19 protein-coding genes are annotated in these 22,310 nt (G+C 59.1%); 16 read left to right on the forward strand and 3 right to left on the reverse strand.

What is annotated here, in order from left to right; translation table 11 throughout:
• Nucleotides 1-304 precede the first annotated feature (304 nt).
• Complete coding sequence (locus NTD87_RS11725; protein ID WP_262114100.1) at nucleotides 305-985, reverse strand: response regulator transcription factor; 681 nt, start codon at nucleotides 983-985, stop codon at nucleotides 305-307.
• Between the two features lie 121 nt (nucleotides 986-1,106).
• On the opposite strand from NTD87_RS11725, the gene NTD87_RS11730 reads away from it, so the two are divergent.
• The 3 genes from NTD87_RS11730 to NTD87_RS11740 all read left to right on the forward strand — a co-directional run bounded on the left by NTD87_RS11730 (nucleotide 1,107) and on the right by NTD87_RS11740 (nucleotide 4,126).
• Nucleotides 1,107-1,799, forward strand: a complete 693-nt coding sequence (locus tag NTD87_RS11730; protein ID WP_262114101.1) for a response regulator transcription factor — start codon at nucleotides 1,107-1,109, stop codon at nucleotides 1,797-1,799.
• Nucleotides 1,777-3,150, forward strand: a complete 1,374-nt coding sequence (locus tag NTD87_RS11735) for an ATP-binding protein (RefSeq protein ID WP_262114103.1) — start codon at nucleotides 1,777-1,779, stop codon at nucleotides 3,148-3,150. The genes NTD87_RS11730 and NTD87_RS11735 overlap by 23 nt, the downstream gene beginning before the upstream one ends.
• Nucleotides 3,151-3,445: 295 nt before the next feature.
• Nucleotides 3,446-4,126: a histidine phosphatase family protein gene (locus NTD87_RS11740; protein WP_410017485.1), complete on the forward strand. Its 681-nt coding sequence runs from the start codon at nucleotides 3,446-3,448 to the stop codon at nucleotides 4,124-4,126.
• 64 nt (nucleotides 4,127-4,190) lie between these two features.
• Here the strand turns inward: NTD87_RS11740 and NTD87_RS11745 are convergent, their stop codons facing one another.
• On the reverse strand, nucleotides 4,191-4,436 hold the full coding sequence (locus NTD87_RS11745; RefSeq protein ID WP_262114104.1) for a hypothetical protein: 246 nt from the start codon (nucleotides 4,434-4,436) through the stop codon (nucleotides 4,191-4,193).
• A gap of 65 nt (nucleotides 4,437-4,501) precedes the next feature.
• Here NTD87_RS11745 and arnT (NTD87_RS11750) point away from each other — a divergent pair, with 65 nt between their 5' ends.
• From arnT (NTD87_RS11750) to NTD87_RS11770, 5 genes are all read left to right on the forward strand, one after another.
• A complete protein-coding gene (gene arnT, locus NTD87_RS11750; RefSeq protein ID WP_262114105.1) occupies nucleotides 4,502-6,151 on the forward strand; it encodes a lipid IV(A) 4-amino-4-deoxy-L-arabinosyltransferase in 1,650 nt (549 codons plus the stop codon).
• Between the two features lie 152 nt (nucleotides 6,152-6,303).
• On the forward strand, nucleotides 6,304-7,839 hold the full coding sequence (locus NTD87_RS11755) for an ArnT family glycosyltransferase (RefSeq protein WP_262114106.1): 1,536 nt from the start codon (nucleotides 6,304-6,306) through the stop codon (nucleotides 7,837-7,839).
• A 435-nt stretch (nucleotides 7,840-8,274) separates the two neighbouring features.
• Nucleotides 8,275-9,291: an iron ABC transporter substrate-binding protein gene (locus NTD87_RS11760; protein WP_262114110.1), complete on the forward strand. Its 1,017-nt coding sequence runs from the start codon at nucleotides 8,275-8,277 to the stop codon at nucleotides 9,289-9,291.
• A 154-nt stretch (nucleotides 9,292-9,445) separates the two neighbouring features.
• Nucleotides 9,446-10,909 carry an ABC transporter permease gene (locus tag NTD87_RS11765; protein ID WP_262114345.1) on the forward strand — a complete coding sequence of 488 codons (1,464 nt, stop codon included), beginning with the start codon at nucleotides 9,446-9,448 and terminating at the stop codon, nucleotides 10,907-10,909.
• The gene (locus tag NTD87_RS11770) at nucleotides 10,906-12,012 is read left to right on the forward strand and encodes an ABC transporter ATP-binding protein (protein WP_262114111.1); all 1,107 of its coding nucleotides are present in this window, start codon (nucleotides 10,906-10,908) and stop codon (nucleotides 12,010-12,012) included. Before NTD87_RS11765 ends, NTD87_RS11770 begins: the two co-directional genes overlap by 4 nt.
• Nucleotides 12,013-12,022: 10 nt before the next feature.
• Here the strand turns inward: NTD87_RS11770 and xerC are convergent, their stop codons facing one another.
• Nucleotides 12,023-12,937 (reverse strand): tyrosine recombinase XerC, encoded by a 915-nt coding sequence (gene xerC, locus NTD87_RS11775; protein ID WP_262114112.1) that lies wholly within the window; start codon nucleotides 12,935-12,937, stop codon nucleotides 12,023-12,025.
• A 552-nt stretch (nucleotides 12,938-13,489) separates the two neighbouring features.
• Between xerC and arnB the strand changes: the two genes are divergently transcribed.
• Genes arnB through NTD87_RS11815 form a run of 8 tightly spaced genes read left to right on the forward strand, consistent with a single transcriptional unit; the run spans nucleotide 13,490 to nucleotide 22,302 of the window.
• The gene (gene arnB, locus NTD87_RS11780; protein ID WP_262114113.1) at nucleotides 13,490-14,632 is read left to right on the forward strand and encodes a UDP-4-amino-4-deoxy-L-arabinose aminotransferase; all 1,143 of its coding nucleotides are present in this window, start codon (nucleotides 13,490-13,492) and stop codon (nucleotides 14,630-14,632) included.
• Nucleotides 14,633-14,637: 5 nt separating this feature from the next.
• Entirely contained in the window at nucleotides 14,638-15,657 is a 1,020-nt protein-coding gene (gene arnC, locus NTD87_RS11785; protein WP_262114114.1) for an undecaprenyl-phosphate 4-deoxy-4-formamido-L-arabinose transferase, read from the forward strand.
• Nucleotides 15,654-17,645 (forward strand): bifunctional UDP-4-amino-4-deoxy-L-arabinose formyltransferase/UDP-glucuronic acid oxidase ArnA, encoded by a 1,992-nt coding sequence (arnA, locus tag NTD87_RS11790; protein ID WP_262114115.1) that lies wholly within the window; start codon nucleotides 15,654-15,656, stop codon nucleotides 17,643-17,645. Before arnC ends, arnA begins: the two co-directional genes overlap by 4 nt.
• Nucleotides 17,645-18,529 (forward strand): 4-deoxy-4-formamido-L-arabinose-phosphoundecaprenol deformylase, encoded by an 885-nt coding sequence (arnD, locus tag NTD87_RS11795; RefSeq protein ID WP_262114116.1) that lies wholly within the window; start codon nucleotides 17,645-17,647, stop codon nucleotides 18,527-18,529. The genes arnA and arnD overlap by 1 nt, the downstream gene beginning before the upstream one ends.
• Nucleotides 18,526-20,175, forward strand: coding sequence for a lipid IV(A) 4-amino-4-deoxy-L-arabinosyltransferase (gene arnT / locus NTD87_RS11800; protein ID WP_262114117.1), 1,650 nt, complete (start codon nucleotides 18,526-18,528; stop codon nucleotides 20,173-20,175). The genes arnD and arnT (NTD87_RS11800) overlap by 4 nt, the downstream gene beginning before the upstream one ends.
• Nucleotides 20,172-20,516 (forward strand): 4-amino-4-deoxy-L-arabinose-phosphoundecaprenol flippase subunit ArnE, encoded by a 345-nt coding sequence (gene arnE, locus NTD87_RS11805; RefSeq protein WP_262114118.1) that lies wholly within the window; start codon nucleotides 20,172-20,174, stop codon nucleotides 20,514-20,516. The genes arnT (NTD87_RS11800) and arnE overlap by 4 nt, the downstream gene beginning before the upstream one ends.
• Nucleotides 20,513-20,926, forward strand: coding sequence for a 4-amino-4-deoxy-L-arabinose-phosphoundecaprenol flippase subunit ArnF (arnF, locus tag NTD87_RS11810; protein WP_262114119.1), 414 nt, complete (start codon nucleotides 20,513-20,515; stop codon nucleotides 20,924-20,926). Before arnE ends, arnF begins: the two co-directional genes overlap by 4 nt.
• Nucleotides 20,923-22,302: a UDP-glucose dehydrogenase family protein gene (locus NTD87_RS11815; RefSeq protein ID WP_262114120.1), complete on the forward strand. Its 1,380-nt coding sequence runs from the start codon at nucleotides 20,923-20,925 to the stop codon at nucleotides 22,300-22,302. Before arnF ends, NTD87_RS11815 begins: the two co-directional genes overlap by 4 nt.
• Nucleotides 22,303-22,310 lie beyond the last annotated feature (8 nt).

Here is a 22,310-nt window from a genome sequence, read left to right on the forward strand (position 1 = left end):
GTCCACGAATCAGCCGAAGATAGCCTGTAGCGCCTAGCAGAGCGTTCGCCTGTAGGTAAACTTTTGTTTAATCAGGCTCGGGGCCAATGCCAGTCAGTTAAGGGAAAAGCACGCCGAACACAAAACCTGTGGCGAGGGAGCTTGCTCCCGCTGGGTCGCGAAGCGACCCTAAAATCAGCCACCGCAAATACCCAGATAGAACGCGATTGCCGGATTACGACCGCTTCGCGGCCGAGCGGGAGCAAGCTCCCTCGCCACAATGGATCACCAGGCGATAGATTTCCGTTAGCTGACTGGCATTACCCTAAGGACCGGGCTGGAAGCTGTAACCCGCGCCCGGAATGGTCTTGATCAGGGAGTACTCGAAACCCTCGTCCAGTTTTCGACGCAGCCGATGGATATGCTTGTCGATGACATTGTCATTGGGGTCGAAGGCGTAATCCCAGGCACTGTCGAGCAGCATGTCGCGGGTCACCACCTGGCCGCTGTGACGCATGAGCTTTTCCAGCAATAACGCTTCGCGCTGCTGCAAGGCGATACTGCGGCCCTGACGCACCGCCGTACGCGTCGCGCAGTCGAGTTCGAGTTCTCCCACTATCAGCTTGCGCCCTGCCGCGCTCGGCTGATCGGCGCCACGCAGCAAGGCTTCGAGTCGCGCCAGTACTTCAGCGAAGGCATAGGGTTTGGCCAGGTAATCATCGCAACCGGCTTGCAGGCCTTCGACTTTTTGCGCAGTGGTGGACTGAGCGCTGAGCATCAACACCGGAATGCGCAAGCCGCGACTGCGGATGGCCCGCACCAGCGCGATGCCGTCGAGCCCCGGCAGGCGCCGGTCGACAATCAGCGCGTCATGAATCCCTTCCAGCGCCATGGCCAGGCCATCGTTGCCTTCTTCGGCGACATCCACCACGTGCCCGCTTTCCGTCAACCCACGTAACAGGTAGGTCGCGGTCTGGGCATCGTCTTCAACCACTAGAATGCGCAAGGGGCTTTCTCTCTATAACAGAAACCTAAACTTTTATTTATCCGGCGGCGACGTTGGCGTCTGCCTGGATTTGACACACTATGCCATCTATCCACTCCTTCTAGTGACCGGTTCAACTGCCATGACCCATGTTCTGGTCGTCGAAGACGACAGCTCCACCGCTCGCGAAATTGAAGCAGCACTGCAGGATCACGGCTTTACGGTCACCTGCGTGAACAACGGCCGTGACGGCTTGCTCAAAGCCCTCAGCGAGCCCTTCGACCTGATCGTCCTCGACCGGATGCTGCCCGGCGGCATCGATGGGCTGGGCGTCTTGACTGCCTTGCGTGCGGCGAGCGTGAGCACGCCGGTCTTGATCCTCAGTGCCCTGAGTGCCCTGGATGAACGTGTTCGAGGCTTGCGCGCCGGTGGCGATGACTACCTGACCAAGCCCTTCGAGTTCATCGAACTCACCGCGCGGCTGGATGCCTTGAGCCGCCGCCGTGCCGAACCCGCTACCCGCGAGCCGGACAATCAGTTGCGTGTCGGCAACCTGCACGTCGATCTGTTGCGACGCAGCGTGCGCCGTGGCGATCGAACCATCGACCTGGTGCCGCGTGAATATGCGTTGTTGGAACACCTGATGCGCAACGCCGAACAGGTGGTGACGCGCACGATGTTGTTTGAAGCCGTGTGGAATTACAGCTATGACGAGCGCACCAATGTCATCGAAGTGCATATCGGTCGCCTGCGTCGCAAGATCGACGCCGAAGGCGAAGCGCAGATGATTCACACCATCCGGGGGGCCGGTTATGTTCTCCGTTCACCTGAGTGAGATTCCGCGCACCATCAGTTTTCGCACGGGCCTGATATTCCTCGGGCTGTTCGGTTGCTCGTTTCTGGCGCTGTTCGGGTACATTTACTGGCAGACCGCGTTTTACCTGAAGACCGAGGCCGACACCGCGCTCTATCGTCAGGTAGAGAGTCGCAGCCAGCAAACCCCGCAGCTGCGTGAAGAGGAAATCCGCAAACACGCGAACTCGGACACAGAAGGCCGCCTGCCCCATAGTTTGTTCGATGAAAACGGCCAGTACATTGTCGGCGCCATCCATCAACTGCCGGCGTTCAAAAAATATGATCGACCCGCCGAGTTCGACTGGCAAAAAACCAACGATCGCTCCCGTCCAGTGCGGTTTATTGTCCATAAACTGGAAGACGGCAAAACCTTGCTGGTCGCCCAGGACATGCATGACATCGGCGAGTTTGATGAACTGTTGGTCCATGCGCTGGTTTCCGGTGGGGTCCTGCTGCTGGTGGTCGGCCTGTTAGGTGCAATCGGCCTCGGCTACTCGGCGCGGCGTCGGCTCGACAAATTGAGCAACTCGATCAAAGGCATTATCGAGGGCGACTTGAGTGGCCGCTTGCCTACCCTGGGCAACAACGATGACATCGACCGTCTGGCCCATGTTGTCAACAGCATGCTGGATGAGCTGGAACGCTTGATGAGCGAAGTCAAAGGTGTCTGCGACGACATCGCCCACGACCTTCGCACACCGCTGACCCGGCTGATCGCGGGCCTTGAGCGCGCGCAGCGCCGAGGTTTGCGCGAAGACGAGTACGCCACCAGCATTGACTCGGCCCTGACCGAGGCCAAGGGCTTGCTGATGACATTCCGTGCCTTGCTGCGCATTTCGGAGATTGAGGACAGTGCGCGACGCAGCCACTTTGCGCCGGTCGATCTGAACCTGATTGGCGCCGATGCCGCCGAACTCTATGAGCCGCTGGCCGAAGAACGCGGTATCAGCCTGGCGTTCCATGCCAACGCGCAGCCATCACTGATCGCAGGCGATGCCCAATTGCTGTTCGATGCGTGCTGCAATCTGCTGGACAACGCGATCAAGTTCTCTCCCGACCATAGCAGCGTCAGTCTCAGCGTTATTAGCGATGCAGCGGGCATCGGTATTCGGGTAACCGATAACGGTCCGGGCATTCCGGAAGCCGAGCGCGAGGCGGTATTTCGCCGGCTCTACCGTTCTGAGTTGAGCCGCCACACCCCCGGCAACGGATTGGGTTTGAGCATGGTCTCGGCGGTGGCGCGGTTGCACGACATGAAACTGGCGGCTTACGACGCGGGCCCGGGTTGCCGAATCGATCTGTTGGGGAAACCGCTCCACGAAGCAACTTGAAACAACTATGCCTGAGCGGGCACTTGCCGCCTTCCCGACGACCACATTTGCGGTCCCGGCGAGGCGGCGTCCATGGTTGGCAATGCACTTAAAATCAACTATTTAGCCTTCATTAAGGGAAGGTTAAGAATCCCAGCGAAATTTTCACATTCGTTTCACTTATCCCCCACCTGCCCGCCCCTAAATTGGCCGGCACAAATCGACCTTCAATGCTCGCGTTTTTATGTACTGACTAAGCTGCCTGCTTGAACGATGTCTAAATTCTTCGTCCCAATACTATTTACAGGTGACAGGCGTGGTTAATTCTGCAATGCCCAAGGACTCGCCTAAACGGGCGATCAAAAACCGCTTCATGAAAGTGACCCTCGTAGCCTCGGCAGTGATCGTGGCAGCACTGGTCACCGGTTTCGCCTTGTGGCCCCGCTCTCCTGCGATGCTGGCGGAAGGAAATCACATGGCAACTGCCGGTGTATTCGAACACTGGCAGGCTGGGGACGTGGCGGTGCTGGTTCGACATGCCGAACGTTGCGATCAGTCGAAAAACCCTTGCCTGGGCCCTGTCGATGGCATTACCCAGGTAGGCAGCGCGGCATCGACAGAAGTGGGCAAAGGATTCAACGCCCTGGGCATGGACCATGCGGATGTATTCAGCAGCCCGGCGACCCGTACGATGCAAACCGCGCAATACATGTTCGGCAAAGAAGCGACGCATCAGGACTGGCTGGCTCAATGTGGCAAGACCATGCGTGACGATGTGGTTGCACACAAAACGGCTCATCGCAATCTGGTGCTGGTCACCCACAGCGGCTGCATCAGTGACTTCGAGAAACAGGCCGGCTTCAAGCATGCCCCCACCAGTGAGTACACCAGTGCCCTGTTCGTCTCGGTTACCGCTGACGGGCAGTTGAAAGTCCTTGGCATTGTGAACTCCCAGGACTGGCCAGCCGTGCTGGATAAACGATTCGCCAGCAAATAATGATTCTGGCGGGTGCACGCAGGCACGGTTAACGAACTCGAAAAGTCTTAACTACGATAGTTCGTCAGCGCTTGCGTGCACTTGAAACAAGTTGAACAACTTTATTTTTTAATGTATTGCACTGACTTTTTTCTTTTGCCGAATAATACGGCCGGCTCGCCGCTACAGCGATGTCCGCGCCTCTGCGCGCGCCTTTGTTGAGGAAGGCCTGCGCAACGCCGAACGTCATACCCAAAAACACTAAAAACCGAGCAATGTCTTCCGGTATCAAGGCCGTCTCATGAAGCGAAAAATCATACTCGTCACGCATCACTTTACTGGTTGCTCGCGCAGCAATCCGAACCGTCGCATGAAGTCGCAGGGAGCACGAGTCAAATGATCAAACGCTGGGCTTTACCCTGCCTGTTGTTGGCCTTCGGCCTGTTCTACCTGTTGCCGATGGTAGGCCACGGGTTATGGATTCCCGACGAACCCCGCTACGCGCAGATCAGCCAGGAAATGTTGCTGAGCGGTGACTGGGTGTCTCCGCATTTCATGGGCTTTCGCTATTTCGAGAAGCCCATTGCCGGTTACTGGATGATCGCTATCGGTCAGGCGATCTTTGGCGAGAACCTGTTCGGCGTGCGTATTGCCTCGGCAGTCAGCACCGGTCTGAGTGTGTGGCTGGCTTATCTGATTGCCCGTCGCCTGTGGAACGATCCGCGCAAGAGCTTCGCTGCCGCCCTGCTCTATATGAGCTTCGGCCTGATCGCCGGCCAGGCTGGCTACTCCAACCTCGATCCGCAGTTTACCTTCTGGGTCAACCTGAGCCTGGTTGCCCTGTGGTTTGCCCTGGATAACAAAACCCCACGCGGCAAGCTCGGTGCCTGGGCCCTGCTCGGCCTCGCCTGCGGCATGGGTTTCCTGACCAAGGGCTTCCTCGCCTGGCTGTTGCCGGTGTTGATCGCACTGCCTTACATGATCTGGCAAAAACGCTTTGGTGAATTACTGCGCTATGGCGTGGTGGCGATGGTCATCGCTATCGTTGTCAGCCTGCCGTGGGTGCTGTTGATCAATAGCCATGAACCCGACTTCTGGCGGTACTTCTTCTGGCAAGAGCATATTCGCCGGTTCGCCGCCGAAGATGCCCAGCACACCCGGCCGTGGTGGTTCTTCCTGCCGATCATGGTGGTATCGAGCTTGCCGTGGGCGGCCCTGCTGCCATCGACGCTGATTCAGGCCTGGAAAGACAAGCGTCAGAACAGCATCGGCTTCCTGCTGCTGTGGATGCTCCTGCCGCTGGCGTTTTTCAGCTTGAGCAAGGGCAAACTGCCAACCTACATCATGCCGTGCCTGTTGCCGCTGGCCTTGCTGATGGCCAACACCCTGATCGACCTGGTAACCCAGGCCCGTGGCCAGGCGATTCGTATCAACGGCTTGCTCAACGCGGCGATCGCGACGATTGCGCTGATTGTCCTGATCTATCTGCAGATCACCAGGCAGATCTTCGATAACACCGAAATGTTCCCTATGTCGCTGGGCTTCATCGTGCTGGCCGGCTGGATCATCGCCAACGCCCTGCAAGCCCTCAGGCCGCTGGTCTATTGGGCCGCTCCGGCGCTGGGCATCTGGCTGCTGGTCGCCTTGTTGCCGGCCTCCATGCCCGCCGCAATCGTCAACAGCAAAATGCCTGACCAGTTCATCGCCGAACACCTTCAGGAATTGAGCGAGACCTCTTCGCTGCTGAGTAACGATCTGGGCGCTGCTTCGGCATTGTCCTGGCGCCTGAAACGCCCGCAAGTTGACCTGTACAACACTGTCGGCGAACTGAAGTACGGCACGGATTACCCAGAAGCAGAACACCGCAAGATCGACATGACCAGTGTCCAGCAGTGGATGACCGAAGCCCGTAAAAAAGGTTCGGTGGGTGTGGTGATGCGGGTGAAAAATGCCCTGGAAGAACAGGAAGTCTTGCTGCTGCCGATCGATGGCAAGCATTACAAGCGAGGCGAACTGGAGATCCTGGTCTTCCCGAAACTGCCCTGAAGATTCCTGATGCACCGGTGGCCGGGTGACGATACACAGACCGTCACCCGGCACGTAGATGATCTGCATTTTCTGACCCTGGCGCGCTGGTTGCGGCGCCCATTGGCACGGAGCAATCCGGCGGCTGGCGGTCGGACCCAAGGAAGCAACCTATGAAATCGCGGGACACCGAAACACGCGCGCTGCTGATCCTGCTTGGGGTCTCAGCGCTTCTCCTGTTATTGGGATTGGGCACACGGGAACTCTGGGGCCCGGAAACCCGTTGGGCGAACATCGCGTTGCAGATGCTGCAAAGCGGTAACTACTTCGACCCATACCTCATGGGCGGCTCCTATTACGACAAGCCACTGCCCTCTTACTGGTTGATTACCGCTACCACTTGGTTCACCGGCGGCCTTGGCCACTGGTCCTTGCGCCTGTCTTCAGTGATTTCAGCCTGGCTGAGTGTCTGGCTGGTCTACCTGATCGGCGAACAGCTGTTTCGCAAAGGCACCGGGCTGATCGCCGGCTGGATGCTGGCAACCACCTTCTATTTCGTCTTTTGGGCCCGGGTCGCGACGGCTGACATTCTGACCGTGTGCGGCGTGCTGGCGGCTGTCTGGTGGTATTTGCGCGGCCCGGACGACACGCGACTCGGTCGCTACTGCGTGTTCTTCCTGCTGCTGTCCGTCACATCACTGTTCAAAGGCCTGATCGGGTTCATCCTGCCGGGGCTGGTGCTGCTGCCCCATCTGCTGCAAGACGGCCGCTGGAAGCGTCACCTCAACCTGCGCCTGTGCGTCGCCCTGCTGGTTGCCGGCCTGGTCTACGCAGTGCCGTTCGTGTTGTCGAATATCTACGGCGCACCCACCTCCGCCCAGAGTGGCCTGGGACTGGTCTTCCGGGAAAACGTGGTACGTTTTTTCCAGCCGTTCGACCAGTTCGGGCCGATTTACACCTACCTGATCTATTTACCGGTTTATACCCTGCCGTGGGCACCGTTCTGGGTGCTTGGGTTGTGGGTCGCGGTTCGCAACTGGCGCACGACCGAGCCCAATACCCGCTGGCTGATCTGGGGCCTGGGTTTGCTGTTTCTGTTCTTCACCGCCAGCGGTAGCCGACGCAGCTACTACGTTTTGCCACTGGTGCCGTTTGCCCAACTGCTGGCGGCCTGGTGGGTCACCCAGCGCATGGAGCAACGGCGTGCTGCCGGCAAAGTCGAAGGCCGCGGGTGGAAGATCGGCTTTGGCGTCACGACGGCCCTGCTGTTGCTGGTGCTCGGGATTATCTCGCCCTGGAGCAACGGTGGCGGCGGCGTCGTGCAGTTCGGCAACGACGTCAAGGCTCAAGCGAGCCTGATCGCGCCGTGGAATCAATGGCGGATGGTGATGGTCGACGTCGACAACAAGGTCCCGATGTACCTGCAAAACGACGGTGCGCCTTTCTACTATGTGTCCGAAACCAAGGACTTCCCCCGCGAAGGCAGTAGCGCACAGTTCATGGCATGGCTGGAAAAGACCAGCGGCCAGCAATGGGACCCGCAGCGCACCATCATTGTGGCGCAATACAAACGTGGCGATCAGCTGCCGCTTAACTACCTGACTGTCGACCATCAGGCTGTCATCACGCAACCAGATAACGGTGAACGGCTGCTGCATCCGCGCTCGGACGCCAGCATCGCCTTCATCCCCAACGCCCCCGCCAACTGAAAAAACATCGAGAGGCCCAGTGGGCCTCTCGATCACTTTCAAGCACTGCCGTTTAACTTCATGTATCTCTTCTAAAAATATCTGCAAGATATTGTATTTATTGATAATTTTTATTTTATCAAGCGTTACGCTACCGATCAGGTGCTGGAGATCGTGAATGGCACCCCTCCTTCCAGCCACATCCTCGTCGACGATAGTGTTTGAGTTCAATCAGCTCTGTCCTTCAAACTCCGCCCTGAGCCACTCAATCTAAATACAAACCACATTGATTAATGATGCATTTGACGTTTTTTTCACAGTTCCCGCACTAAATTGCCGGCGCATGAAAGACATGCGAATGATTCGCATTGTTTTGAGCAAGCTGCAGGGACCGCAGAAGCACCATGAAAGGCTTGCACAGCTGATTCTTAAAAAACCGCAGGAGCTGCTAAAAAAATGAATCCTCGTCTCCCTTCGTTTCTGAAAACCGCGCTGCTCGCCACCGCTCTATTGGGTGCCGGCCATGTCTTTGCTGCGCCAAGTCCTGAAGGCATCGTCGTCTATAACGCTCAGCATGAGACCCTGACCAAAGCCTGGGTCGAAGGTTTTACCCACGAAACAGGGATCAAGGTCACGCTGCGCAACGGCGATGACAGCGAAATGGGCAATCAGCTCGTGCAAGAAGGTGCGGCTTCCCCCGCTGACGTATTCCTGACCGAGAACTCCCCGGCCATGGTGCTGGTGGATAACGCCGGGCTGTTTGCACCTGTCGCGCCGTCGACCCTGGAACAGATCGGTTCGGCCTATCGCCCGGCCCATGGCAAATGGGTAGGCATCGCGGCTCGTTCGACCGTATTCGTTTACAACAAAAGCAAACTGGCCGAAGCCGACCTGCCAAAGTCGCTGATGGACCTGGCGTCCCCAAGCTGGAAAGGTCGTTGGGCCGGTTCGCCTGCCGGCGCCGATTTCCAGGCCATCGTCGCCGCCGTACTGGAACTCAAAGGCGAAGCCGCCACCCTGGAATGGCTCAAGGGGATGAAAGCCAACGCTACCGCCTACCGTGGCAACAGCGCTGTGCTCAAGGCAGTGAACGCCGGCCAGATCGAAGGCGGCGTGATCTACCACTACTACAGCTTCGTCGATCAGAGCAAAACCGGCGAAAACAGCAAGAACACCTCGCTGCACTACTTCAAGCACAAAGATCCAGGCGCGTTTGTCAGCCTCTCCGGTGGCGCTGTTCTGGCATCCAGCAAACACCAGGAAGAAGCTCAGGCTTTCCTGAAGTGGATCACCGGCAAAGAAGGCCAGGCCATTCTGAAAACCGGCAAGTCGTTTGAGTACGCGGTGGGCAAGGATGCAGAGTCGAACCCGAAACTGGTGCCGCTGGCGCAACTTGACGCACCTGCCGTCGACGCCTCCAAGCTCAACAGCAAAAAAGCTGTCGAGCTGATGACTCAGGCGGGGCTGCTGTAATCCGATGTCCAAGCCAGTCGCGCTGCCAGAAGCTGCTGAAGTCGTCCACCTGACGACTCTAGCCTCCCCACGTCAACACCCGCGCCGCGCCTCCGGGAGGCGCGGCGGCACGTGGGTGGTTGCCACTTCCATTCTGGTGTCGTTGCTGGCGCTGATGCCGCTGGCGTTTGTCATCGGCATTTCCATTCAAACCGGCTGGGCGACGATCGCCGAGCTGGTCTTCAGGCCTCGAGTGGCCGAACTTTTGATCAACACCGTGTTGCTGGTGGTGATCACGATTCCTCTGTGTGTCGCGCTGGGCGTGGCACTCGCCTGGTTGACCGAGCGCACTGACTTGCCGGGGCGACGCCTTTGGTCGGTGCTGGCAACCGCACCGATTGCGGTACCGGCGTTTGTGCACAGTTATGCCTGGGTCAGCCTGGTTCCACCGATTCACGGGTTGTTTGCCGGGGTACTGGTTTCGGTCATTGCCTACTTCCCGTTCCTCTACCTGCCGATCGCCGCCACCCTGCGACGCCTGGATCCGGCCATCGAAGATGTCTCCGAATCGCTGGGGCTAAAGCCCTGGGCAGTGTTTTTCAAGGTCGTGCTGCCGCAACTGCGCCTGGCCATCTGTGGCGGTGCGTTGCTGGTCGGGTTGCACTTACTGGCCGAATACGGCTTGTACGCGATGATTCGCTTCGACACCTTCACCACGGCCATCTTCGACCAGTTCCAATCGTCCTTCAACGGTCCGGCGGCGAATATGCTGGCTGGGGTTCTGGCGCTGTGCTGCCTGCTGATGTTGACCGCGGAGTCCGCGTCCCGTGGCCATGCGCGTTACGCACGGGTCGGTTCCGGCAGCGCTCGCCTGCAGCGTACCCAGCGTCTGTCGCGAAATACCAAGGCCGCCATGCTGTTGCTGCCAATCATCAGCAGCGTACTGGCGCTCGGTGTGCCGCTGATTACCCTGGCCCAATGGTTGATTGCCGGTGGTGCAGAGGTCTGGCGCATGGCGGAAATTCTGCCGGCGCTAAAGCAGACCCTCATCCTGGCCAGCGTCGGCGCAGTGATCACCACCTGCGCGGCGGTTCCGGTGGCCTGGCTGTCAATCCGTTCGCCGGGGCGCCTGCATCGCCTCCTGGAAAGCTGCAACTACATCACCAGTTCCTTGCCGGGGATCGTCGTGGCACTGGCGTTGGTGACGGTCACCATCAACTTTGCCCGGCCGATTTACCAGACCACCATCACCGTGCTGCTGGCCTACCTGCTGATGTTCTTGCCACGAGCGCTGGTCAGCCTGCGCGCAGGCATTGCTCAGGCACCGGTAGAGCTGGAAAACATCGCCCGCAGCCTGGGCAGCTCGCCGAGCAAGGCGCTCTGGCTGATTACCATGCGCCTGGCAGCACCGGGTGCTGCGGCCGGTGCAGCGCTGGTGTTCCTGGCGATCACCAATGAACTGACCGCAACCCTGTTGCTCTCGCCGAGTGGCACCCGCACCCTGGCCACCGGCTTTTGGGCCATGACCAGCGAAATCGACTATGCCGCAGCGGCACCTTACGCGCTGATCATGATTTTGCTTTCGCTTCCGTTGACCGCCCTTCTCTATCATCAATCCAAACGCACGGCAGGCCGATGAACGCTCTCGAACTGAACTCCATCTTCAAAACCTTCGGCGCCCTGCCTGCCCTCGACAACGTTAGCCTGACGGTGCCAGCGGGTAGCCGCACGGCTATCGTCGGCCCTTCCGGCTCGGGCAAGACCACCTTGCTGCGGATGATAGCCGGGTTCGAGTTTCCCGATTCGGGTAGCATCTCGCTCAACGGCCAGACGCTGGTCGACGGTTCGACCGAAGTGCCCGCGCATCAGCGCCTGATTGGTTATGTGCCGCAGGATGGTGCGTTGTTTCCGCACATGACGGTGGCCGGCAACATCGGTTTTGGACTCTCGGGTGATGCCGCTTCCAAGCAAACACGTATCGCCGAGTTGATGGACATGGTGGCGTTGGACTCACGCATGAGCCAACGCTGGCCGCACGAGCTTTCCGGTGGCCAGCAACAGCGGGTCGCCCTGGCCCGCGCCCTGGCGCAGCGGCCTCGGCTGATGCTGCTGGATGAACCCTTCTCTGCACTGGACACTGGCCTGCGGGCATCCATGCGCAAGATGGTTGCCAAGCTTCTGTCGGACAGCGGCGTGACCACTATCCTGGTGACCCACGACCAGTCCGAGGCGCTGTCATTCGCCGATCAACTGGCCGTGATGCGCCAAGGCCGACTGGTGCAGACCGGGCAGCCGATGGACTTGTACCTGCGCCCTCATGACGAAGAAACAGCGCTGTTCCTCGGTGATGCCGTGGTCATGCCGGCCTGGGTCGAAAATGGCCGGGCCACCTGCGATCTCGGACGGGTTCATGTCTGCCATACCTCGCAAAACGGCGCGGCGCAGATCATGTTGCGGCCCGAGCAGTTGCAGATTTCCAGTCAGGTTGCAGGCCAGGAGCAGGTGGACGGCTGCATCGGGGTGGTGACCGATCGCGACTTTGGCGGCAATACCTGCACGTTGACGGTGGAACTGAAGCTGCCCTCCCCAGCCATAGACGGACGGTCAGCAAGCCGCTCGTTACTGGTACGAAGCTCTGGCGTGCATGCACCGGCGGCTGGCAGCCTGGTACACATTTCGACCTTGGGTCATGCGCACGTACTGACTGAGCCCCTTCGCCGGCAGGCGGTTGCGACGCCCTGATCGGTCACATTCAGAGGTCGAATCGATCAATCGCCCGGCGCCGCTCGTTGTCATCACGCACGTCGTAGCTGGCGGTCGTCTGGATATTGCTGTGGTGAGCCAGTTTCTGGGCGATCGACAGGTCATGCTCCTCGATCACTCGGGTAATGAACGAGCGGCGAAAGTCGTGGGGCATGATCTTCACTCCGACCTGTGCACCGCGTTGCCGGGCGATGTAGTAGATCGCATGCTTGGTAATTCGCTCGCGGGTGATGTGACTGCCACGGCGAATCCGGTTGAACAGGAACCCATCATCGTCCTGCCCTTGCGGCAACAGTGAGCGGCGCAACTCAAGCCATGCTTGCAGTTTGGCGAAAGCCCAGCTCGGCGCATATTTGATCAATTGCTTGTTACCTTTGGCCGTGACCCGCAGGCTGCGTTCGGCAAAGTCGACCTGCGCCAGATCCAGGTTCACCGACTCGGACTTGCGCATCCCCGAACCGTAGAGAATCGCAATGATCGCGGCGTCGCGCAGGCCCTGAGGCCTTGGGTCGGCAGTGCACACCGCCATCAGGTCGCGAATCAGCGTCCGCTTGAGGTTGCGCCCCTGGGACAACCGGGTACCGGCGATGCCTTTGACCGAGCGCATCTTCAGCAGGTGCTCCTGACCGATCAGGCTCAGGCGCCAGGCTTCGTTCATCACGCCACGCACAGCATTGACGTACAGTGAGGAAGTGTTGGGGGCGTAACCGTCACTGCGCAGCGTCGCGACCAGCGCGATGACATGCTCGGGCTGGAGCTCGTGCCACGGGATTTCTTCGATGTTCAGCTCTTCAAAGCCCAGGCGATCTGCGGCATCCTGTAAGACATAGCGCATGGTCAGCTGACTTGAAGGGGCAAGACGCGCCAGATAAGACGTCAGCGGGTTGGGCCTGGCCGATTTCATTGCTGTCATTTCTGGCTGGTCGCTGGCGCAACGAGGCAATGCCGTGTCGGGTAAATCAATCAAACTGAACCGGCCTTAAATGAACGCCCCTCAACTCACGGAATTTGTGTTGAGAACAATGAAAAATTGAGATAGGCAGGGTAGCAGATCAGCAATGCGCGGGTCATTGGGCGGCCCGCTTCACAATGCCAAAAAAATGGCAAAAGCTGTCATAAAGGGCCTTAACGTGTGAAAATCCCTGAACATTTGCTGTAAAGGTTACAGTTAAACATTCTCGACACCGGTTTTTCATGTCCCTTTCACATTTTCGAGATTACCCTCTGCGCATCCGGAGCGATGCCTTTGGGTCGCTCAAACTGCCGACCGACAAAATAAAAGTCAATTAGTGCACTTTTCCCAAAAGATTGGTTAACTGATTGATATACTTTTCGTTTTTTCGTCTACGCTGTCACGGACGACGCTTCGAAGCACCGCTTCGAGCTGATTCGAAAGTTGTGACCGCTGATTTGCCGCCCCACCCAGGCTGTTGATATTTCCAAACCCGAGGTCCACATGAATCAGGCTTTTCTCCCCTTCTCTCGCCCGAGCATCGGTGATGAAGAAATCGCCGCCGTTGAGCAGGTGTTGCGCTCCGGCTGGATCACCACCGGGCCGAAGAACCAGGAACTCGAGCAGCAATTCGCAGACTACGTAGGTTGCCAGCACGCCGTAGCGCTGTCTTCGGCCACCGGCGGCATGCACATTGCACTCCTGGCGCTGGGCATCGGCCCTGGCGATGAAGTGATCACGCCGTCGCAGACCTGGGTCTCGACCGCCAACATGATCTGCCTGTTGGGCGCCACCCCGGTGTTTGTCGACGTCGACCGCGACACCCTGATGACCGACGTCCAGGCCATCGAAGCCGCCATTACCCCACGCACCAAAGCCATCATCCCGGTGCACTACGCTGGCGCGGCGTTCGATCTCGATCCGCTCTATGCACTGGCAGACAAGCATGGCATCGCCGTTATCGAAGACGCCGCCCATGCTGCCGGCACCCGTTATCGCGGTCGCGCCATTGGCGCTCAGGGCACCGCGATCTTCTCGTTCCACGCGATCAAGAACATGACCTGCGCCGAAGGCGCAATGTTTGTCAGCGACAATCAAGCGCTGGCAGATCGAGTGCGCATGCTCAAGTTCCACGGTCTCGGCGTAGATGCCTACGATCGCCTGACCCATGGCCGTAAACCTCAGGCCATGGTCGTCGAGCCGGGTTTCAAGTACAACCTGGCCGACATCAACGCCGCCATTGCACTGGTACAGTTGCAGCGCCTCGACGAAATCAACGCCAAGCGCACAGCGCTGGCGCAGACCTACCTGCAACGTCTGGAAGGCCTGCCGGTACAACCACTGAGTGTGCCGACTACTTACCCGCAGCAGCATGCCTGGCATCTGTTTATACTGCGCATCGATGCTGAACGTTGCGGGATGGACCGTGAGGCTTTCATGAAAGCCTTGCAGGAACAGAATATCGGTACAGGTATTCACTTTGTGGCCACCCACCTGCACACTTACTACCGCCAACGATTCCCGGGCATCCATCTGCCCAACACCGAATGGAACTCGGCACGACTGTGCTCGATCCCGCTGTTCCCTGACATGACTACCAATGATGTCGAACGCGTCGTTGGCGCCATTGAAAATATTCTGGACTGAAGCCTTTGAAGCCATATCCAATTAACTGCGTGTCGATCGTTATCCCGGTCTACAACGAAGAAGAAAGCTTGCCTGAATTGCTGCGCCGTACCGAAGCGGCCTGCAAGCAACTCAAGCACGAGTATGAAATCGTCCTGGTCGATGACGGCAGCCGCGACAACTCGGCACAAATTCTCGAAGACGCCGCCCAGCGCGAAGGCAGTTCCGTGGTGGCGGTCATCCTGAACCGCAACTACGGCCAGCACGCAGCAATCATGGCCGGTTTCGAGCACTGCAAAGGCGATGTGGTCATTACCCTCGACGCCGACCTGCAGAACCCGCCGGAAGAAATCCCCCGTCTGGTGGAACAAGCCGAACTGGGCTACGACGTGGTTGCCACTGTGCGCAACAATCGCCAGGACTCGGCCCTGCGCCGCTGGCCGTCGAAACTGATCAACCTGGCTGTGCAACGCTCCACCGGCGTCGCCATGAGCGACTACGGTTGCATGCTGCGCGCCTACCGCCGCACCATCGTCGACGCCATGCTGGCGTGCCGTGAGCGCAGCACCTTCATCCCGATTCTGGCCAACAGTTTCGCCCGCCACACCACCGAAATTCTGGTGCAGCACGCCGAGCGCGAGCATGGCGAGTCGAAATACAGCCCGATGCGCCTGATCAGCCTGATGTTCGATCTGCTGACCTGCATGACCACTACCCCGCTGCGCCTGCTGAGCATCATTGGTTTCAGCCTGGCGGCACTGGGCACGCTGTTTGCCTTCCTGCTGATCTTCCTGCGCCTGATATTCGGCGCCAGTTGGGCGGGTGACGGCACCTTCGTACTGTTCGCCGTGCTCTTTGTGTTCACCGGCGGCCAGTTCATCGGCATGGGCCTTCTGGGTGAATACCTGGGCCGCATGTACAGCGATGTCCGCGCGCGACCACGTTTCTTTATCGAAAAAATCCTACGTAACCAACCCGCTGCTCCTGCTCCCGTTGTCACTGTCGACGGTCTGCCTTCCACCCCTACTGATCAGGTTTCGCCATGAGTTCAAAAGCTGTTGTTTTCGCCTATCACGACATTGGCTGTGCAGGTATCGAAGCACTGCTCAACGCAGGTTTCGAGATTGCTGCCGTGTTCACCCACGCCGACGATCCGAAGGAAAACACCTTCTACGGCTCGGTCGCGCAACTGTGCGCCCGTAAAGGCATTCCTGTGCACGCACCGGAAGACGCCAACCACCCACTGTGGATCGAGCGTATTGCCAAACTGAACCCGGACTACCTGTTCTCGTTCTACTACCGCAACCTGCTGGGCGAGCAACTGCTGGCGACCGCCCGCAAAGGCGCGTTCAACCTGCACGGCTCCCTGCTGCCAACCTACCGTGGCCGTGCTCCAGCGAACTGGGTACTGGTCAACGGCGAAACCGAAACCGGCGTGACCCTGCACCGCATGGTCAAGCGTGCCGACGCTGGCGCGATCATCGCCCAGCAACGCGTTGCGATCGAGCGTGCCGATACCGCTCTGACCCTGCACGGCAAGCTGCGCGAAGCCGCTTCCAACCTGCTGCGCGACACCCTGCCGCTGCTGGCACAGGGCAAAATCACCGAAACCGCCCAGGACGAGTCCAAGGCCACTGTTTTCGGTCGTCGTACTGCTGCAGACGGCAAACTGGTCTGGAAGAAACCGGCTGAAGAGCTGTTCAACCTGGTTCGCGCCGTGACCCAGCCTTACCCGGGCGCTTTCTGCGCGGTGGGCGAGCACAAACTGATTGTCTGGAGCGCTGAAGTCGTCAAGGGCAACGAAGGTCTGGCACCAGGCCGCGTAATCAGCGTCGACCCTCTGCGTATCGCTTGCGGCGAAGACTCCCTGGTCGTCACCTCCGGCCAGCGTAACGAAAACGGCCTGTACCTGAGCGGCCCGCAACTGGCCAACGAACTGGGTCTGGTCGACGGTTCCGTACTGCGTGGCGCTGAATCGGGCCGTGCCCCACGTCGCACCCGCGTACTGATCCTCGGCGTCAACGGCTTCATCGGTAACCACCTGTCCGAGCGCCTGCTGCGTGACGACAAGTACGACGTCTATGGTCTGGACATCGGCTCCGACGCTATCGAGCGTCTGCGCAGCCATCCAAACTTCCACTTCGTTGAAGGCGATATCAGCATTCACTCCGAGTGGATCGAATATCACATCAAGAAGTGCGACGTGGTTCTGCCGCTGGTGGCCATCGCCACCCCAATCGAATACACCCGCAACCCGCTGCGCGTATTCGAACTGGACTTCGAAGAGAACCTGAAACTGGTTCGCTACTGCGTGAAGTACAACAAGCGCGTGATCTTCCCGTCGACTTCCGAAGTCTACGGCATGTGCCAGGACAAGAACTTCGACGAAGACACCTCGAACCTGATCGTTGGTCCGATCAACAAGCAACGCTGGATCTACTCGGTTTCCAAGCAACTGCTGGACCGCGTGATCTGGGCCTACGGCGCCAAAGGCCTGAACTTCACCCTGTTCCGTCCGTTCAACTGGATGGGCCCACGTCTGGACCGTCTGGACTCGGCCCGTATCGGCAGCTCCCGCGCCATCACCCAGCTGATCCTGAACCTGGTAGAAGGCACCCCGATCCGTCTGTTCGACGGCGGCGAGCAGAAGCGCTGCTTCACTGACATTGCCGACGGTATCGAAGCTCTGGCGCGTATCGTTGATAACGAAAATGACGCGTGCAACGGTCAGGTCATCAACATCGGTAACCCGGACAACGAAGCCAGCATCCGTCAGCTGGGCGAAGAGCTGCTGCGTCAGTTCGAAGCTCACCCACTGCGCGCCAACTTCCCTCCGTTCGCCGGTTTCCGCGACGTAGAGAGCAAGGCGTTCTACGGCGCTGGCTACCAGGACGTGGAACACCGCAAGCCAAGCATCGCAAACGCCAAGCGCCTGCTGAACTGGGAGCCGACCGTCGAGATGAGCGAAACCATCGGTAACACGCTGGACTTCTTCCTGCGCGAAGCCATGCTCGAAATCGCGGACAAGCGCTGATGCAGGCAGGTCTTCGGATCGATGTCGACACCTACCGAGGTACCCGTGAGGGGGTACCCCGGTTGTTGGAGATGCTCGATGAAGCACAAGTCAAGGCGACGTTCTTTTTCAGCGTTGGTCCGGACAACATGGGGCGCCATTTATGGCGCCTCATCCGTCCGCAGTTCCTCTGGAAAATGCTCCGCTCCAATGCCGCGGGCCTGTACGGCTGGGACATCTTGCTGGCCGGCACTGCCTGGCCAGGCAAGCCTATCGGCCGTGACCTGGGGCACCTGATGCGCCAGACCCTCGCGGCTGGCCATGAAGTCGGTTTGCACGCCTGGGATCACCACGGCTGGCAAGCCAACGCAGGGCGCTGGAGCGACGCTGACCTGATCGAGCAGATTCGCCGGGGCGTAGACACCCTTAGCGATATTCTCGGGCAGGCCGTGGACTGTTCGGCGGCCGCCGGTTGGCGCGCCGACGAGCGGGTCATCGAAGCCAAGCAGCGTTTTGGCTTTCGTTACAACAGCGACTGTCGTGGACAAAGCCTGTTCCAGCCACGGCTGGCAGACGGCAGCCTCGGCACGCCACAAATTCCGGTCGACTTGCCAACCTTCGATGAAGTGGTGGGTCCCGTCGTTGCAGCCAATGAGTTCAACTCATACATTCTTGACCGATTCAGCCCCTCGAAGCTGAACGTATATACGATACATGCGGAGGTAGAAGGGATTCTGATGGCTAACGATTTCCGCCAACTGCTGGTCGACGCGCGTCAGCGCGGCATCCAGTTCCAGCCTTTGGGTGATTTGTTACCCGCCCAGCCGACAACTCTGCCTCAGGGCCGCGTGCTACGTGGCGCCCTTGAAGGCCGTGAAGGATGGTTGGGAGTGCAAGGCGAATGAGCAAACGCTGGGCTTTGCCGTTATTGCTGATCGCTTTCGGTCTGGTCTATCTGTTGCCGCTTGGCACGCATGGTCTGTGGATTCCGGATGAAACCCGCTACGCCCAGGTCAGTCAGGAAATGCTCCTGAGTGGCAACTGGGTGTCGCCGCATTTCATGGGCCTGCGTTATTTCGAGAAGCCGATCGCCGGTTACTGGATGATCGCCATCGGTCAGGCCGTGTTCGGCGAAAACCTGTTCGGTGTGCGCGTTGCTTCGGCACTCGCGACCGGACTGAGCATCGTGCTGACCTACCTGATCGCTCGCAGGCTCTGGAACGATCCGCGCAAAAGCATTGCCAGCGCATTGCTCTACATGAGTTTTGCGGTGGTTGCCGGTCAAGGGGGCTACGCCAACCTCGACCCGCAATTCACTTTCTGGGTCGACCTGAGCCTGGTGGCCTTGTGGTTTGCGCTCGACAGCAGCAGTCGCAATGCGCGGCTGATGAGTTGGGCAACCCTGGGTCTAGCCTGCGGCATGGGCTTCCTGACCAAGGGTTTCCTGGCCTGGCTGCTTCCGGTATTGATCGCCCTGCCCTACATGATCTGGCAAAAACGCTGGCGTGAACTGCTGGCGTACGGCCCGATGGCTATCGTGGTGGCGATTGTCGTGAGCCTGCCGTGGGTCCTGGCCGTGCATGCGCAGGAACCCGATTACTGGCGTTTCTTCTTCTGGCACGAGCACATTCGCCGCTTTGCCGGTGACGATGCGCAACACGCGGCGCCGTGGTGGTTCTATCTGCCGATGCTGGTAGCGTTCAGCCTGCCATGGGCGGTGTTCCTGCCTTCGGCCCTCAAACAAGCCTGGCAAACCAGGCGTCAGGCCAGCACCGGTTTTCTGCTGCTGTGGCTGGTCCTTCCGCTGGCGTTTTTCAGCCTGAGCAAAGGCAAGTTGCCAACCTACATCCTGCCGTGCCTGCTGCCCTTGGCACTGTTGATGGGGAATGCGCTGATTGACCGACTGAACCAGGGCCAAAGCCGGCTGTTCAAGATCAACGGCCTGCTGAACCTGGTCATCGGTCTGACCACCCTGCTGGTGATGGTTTACCTGCAACTGACAAAACCCGTGTATGTCGATGAAATGCACAATCTGGTGCTGGTGTTCATCGTGATCATGGGCTGGATCCTGTCCAACCTGTTGCTGGTGGTCCGTCCATTGAGCCTATGGGCTGCGCCGGCCATCGGCAGCTGGCTGCTGATTGCCATTCTGCCGGCCGCATTGCCGCACTCGGTGGTCTACAACAAAATGCCCGATCAGTTTGTCCTCCAGCACATTGACGAACTCAGCCAGACCAAAAGCTTGCTGAGCAATGACCTGGGAGCCGCGTCCGCAGTCGCCTGGCGCCTGCAACGCCCTGAAGTGGCGTTGTACAACACCAACGGCGAAGTGAAATACGGCCTGGACTACCCGGATGCCGCTGCGCGTCGGGTCGATACCGATCACGTGCAACAGTGGATGAGCGAAGCCCGCAAGACGGGTCCGGTCGGCGTGGTCATGCGCGTCAAGGGTGACGACGAAATCCGCGAGCTCGAACTGCTGCCCAAGGATGGTAAGCATTACGAGCAAGGTAACATGGTCATTCTGATCATCCCGCAGAGCGCACCATGACCCTGATTCTGCTGTTGTCGGCCTGCCTGCTGACCTGCCTGGGCCAGATCGCCCAGAAGTACGCCGTCGAAAGCTGGCGCGGCAAAGACTCCGGCTGGAGCGAGAAACTGCTCTCGCCGTGGCTGTGGCTGGCATTGGCCAGCCTGGGCTTTGGCCTGTTGGTGTGGTTGTTGGTGTTGCAGCGTCTGGAAGTCGGTATCGCCTACCCGATGTTGAGCCTCAATTTTGTGCTGATCACCCTGGCCGCCCATTTCGTCTTCCACGAAACCATTGATCGCCGTCACTGGATCGGCGTTGCGCTGATCATCGCCGGCGTCGTTCTGCTCGGGAGGCACGCATGAGCCTTCGTCGCGGAATCAGCTTTGCGATGGGCAGTGTGGCGCTGGTCAGTGCCGCCCAATTGGGCATGCGCTGGAGCATGAGCCATTTGCCGCTGCCCGATCAGTGGCTACAGGCCCTGAGCAACGGTAGTATCGACCTGCTCGCGGTCGGCGTGGTGCTTGCCTCGATCTTCGCTTACGCCCTGTCCATGCTGTGCTGGCTCGCCGCGCTGCGCGATCTGCCGCTGGGTCGGGCGTATTCGCTGTTGAGTATCAGCTATGCGCTGGTGTATCTGTTGGCCGCCAGCCTGCCGCTGTTCAACGAAAACTTCAGTCTTTACAAAACACTCGGGGTGGCCTTGGTCATCCTCGGTGTCATCACTATTAACTCTCGAACTGCCAGCGCCCCAGAAGTCAGGAATGCCTCATGAAAATCAGTGTAATTGGTAGCGGTTATGTAGGTCTGGTGCAGGCGACTGTCCTGGCTGAAGTCGGTCATGATGTCGTATGCATGGACGTCGATCAGAACAAGATCAAACTGCTGCAAAAAGGCCACGTCACTATCTTTGAACCAGGGCTGGAGAGCATGGTCAAGGAGAACCTGGAGAGCGGGCGCCTGCACTTCACCAGCGACGAGAAAATGGCGATCGAGCACGGGCAGGTGTTGTTCATCGCTGTCGGCACGCCGTCGGACGAGGACGGCTCGGCCGACCTGAAATATGTCCTGTCCGTGGGCGACGCTGTCGCGCGCCATCGGGTTGAACCGCTGATTCTCGTGGAAAAATCCACTGTCCCGGTCGGCACCGGCGACACCCTGCGGGCCCACATTGAAGAAGTATTGAAGAAAGCCGGGCGTACCCTGGAGTTCGATATTGTCTCCAACCCGGAATTCCTCAAGGAAGGCTCGGCCGTCAGTGACTGCCGCCGCCCTGACCGCATCGTCATCGGTTGCGAACGTGAAGAAGTGCGTGAAGTGATGCGCGACCTCTACGCCCCCTTCAACCGCAACCATGACCGCATCATGTTCATGGACCTGCGCAGTGCCGAACTCACCAAGTACGCGGCCAACTGCATGCTCGCGACCAAAATCAGCTTTATCAACCAGATCGCCGAACTGGCCGAACACCTGGGTGCGGACATCGAAGCCGTACGCATGGGCATCGGTGCAGACCAGCGCATTGGCTACCACTTCATCTACCCTGGCTGCGGCTATGGCGGTTCGTGTTTCCCTAAAGACATGCGCGCCCTGATCCACAGTGCCCAGGAAGCCAATTGCTCCAGCGACCTGCTGGAAGCAGTCGAGGCCATCAACCAACGGCAGAAACACAAGCTGTTCGAGCGCATCAACGCGTTCTACAAAGGCGAGCTGAAAGGCAAGACCTTCGCCCTCTGGGGTCTGGCATTCAAACCCAACACCGACGACATGCGCGATGCGCCAAGCCGGGTGCTGATGGAAGCGTTGTGGGCCGCCGGTGCACACGTACGGGCCTTCGACCCTGAAGCCATGCAGGAAACCCAACACCTGTACCCGGATCAACCGAACCTGTCGCTGATGGGCACGCCGGAATCCGCGCTGGTAGGCGCAGACGCCTTGATCGTGTGCACCGAATGGCAACAGTTCAAGGCGCCGGACTTCAAATTGATCGAGGAGCGTCTCAAGGCCCCGGTGATCTTCGACGGCCGTAACCTGTATGACGCTGATCGCCTGGCACGCAAAGGCTTCAAGTACTTCCCGATGGGTCGTGGCGAGTCGCGTAACCTGCCAATCCCTCAGCAACAGTGGCCAGCCTCTTCCGTCGTAGCCTAGGAGGCCCC

The organism is Pseudomonas sp. 6D_7.1_Bac1 (genome assembly GCF_025465945.1).
In the GTDB taxonomy this organism is placed as follows: Bacteria; Pseudomonadota; Gammaproteobacteria; order Pseudomonadales; family Pseudomonadaceae; genus Aquipseudomonas.

Coding starts and splice junctions, on each gene's coding strand:
- NTD87_RS11730 (WP_262114101.1), top strand. CDS start 1,107: ATGACCCATGTTCTGGTCGTCGAAGACGACAGCTCCACCGCTCGCGAA.
- NTD87_RS11735 (WP_262114103.1), top strand. CDS start 1,777: ATGTTCTCCGTTCACCTGAGTGAGATTCCGCGCACCATCAGTTTTCGC.
- NTD87_RS11745 (WP_262114104.1), bottom strand. CDS start 4,436: ATGCGTGACGAGTATGATTTTTCGCTTCATGAGACGGCCTTGATACCG.
- arnT (WP_262114105.1), top strand. CDS start 4,502: ATGATCAAACGCTGGGCTTTACCCTGCCTGTTGTTGGCCTTCGGCCTG.
- NTD87_RS11755 (WP_262114106.1), top strand. CDS start 6,304: ATGAAATCGCGGGACACCGAAACACGCGCGCTGCTGATCCTGCTTGGG.
- NTD87_RS11760 (WP_262114110.1), top strand. CDS start 8,275: ATGAATCCTCGTCTCCCTTCGTTTCTGAAAACCGCGCTGCTCGCCACC.
- NTD87_RS11765 (WP_262114345.1), top strand. CDS start 9,446: ATGCCGCTGGCGTTTGTCATCGGCATTTCCATTCAAACCGGCTGGGCG.
- NTD87_RS11770 (WP_262114111.1), top strand. CDS start 10,906: ATGAACGCTCTCGAACTGAACTCCATCTTCAAAACCTTCGGCGCCCTG.
- xerC (WP_262114112.1), bottom strand. CDS start 12,937: ATGAAATCGGCCAGGCCCAACCCGCTGACGTCTTATCTGGCGCGTCTT.
- arnB (WP_262114113.1), top strand. CDS start 13,490: ATGAATCAGGCTTTTCTCCCCTTCTCTCGCCCGAGCATCGGTGATGAA.
- arnA (WP_262114115.1), top strand. CDS start 15,654: ATGAGTTCAAAAGCTGTTGTTTTCGCCTATCACGACATTGGCTGTGCA.
- arnD (WP_262114116.1), top strand. CDS start 17,645: ATGCAGGCAGGTCTTCGGATCGATGTCGACACCTACCGAGGTACCCGT.
- arnT (WP_262114117.1), top strand. CDS start 18,526: ATGAGCAAACGCTGGGCTTTGCCGTTATTGCTGATCGCTTTCGGTCTG.
- arnE (WP_262114118.1), top strand. CDS start 20,172: ATGACCCTGATTCTGCTGTTGTCGGCCTGCCTGCTGACCTGCCTGGGC.
- arnF (WP_262114119.1), top strand. CDS start 20,513: ATGAGCCTTCGTCGCGGAATCAGCTTTGCGATGGGCAGTGTGGCGCTG.
- NTD87_RS11815 (WP_262114120.1), top strand. CDS start 20,923: ATGAAAATCAGTGTAATTGGTAGCGGTTATGTAGGTCTGGTGCAGGCG.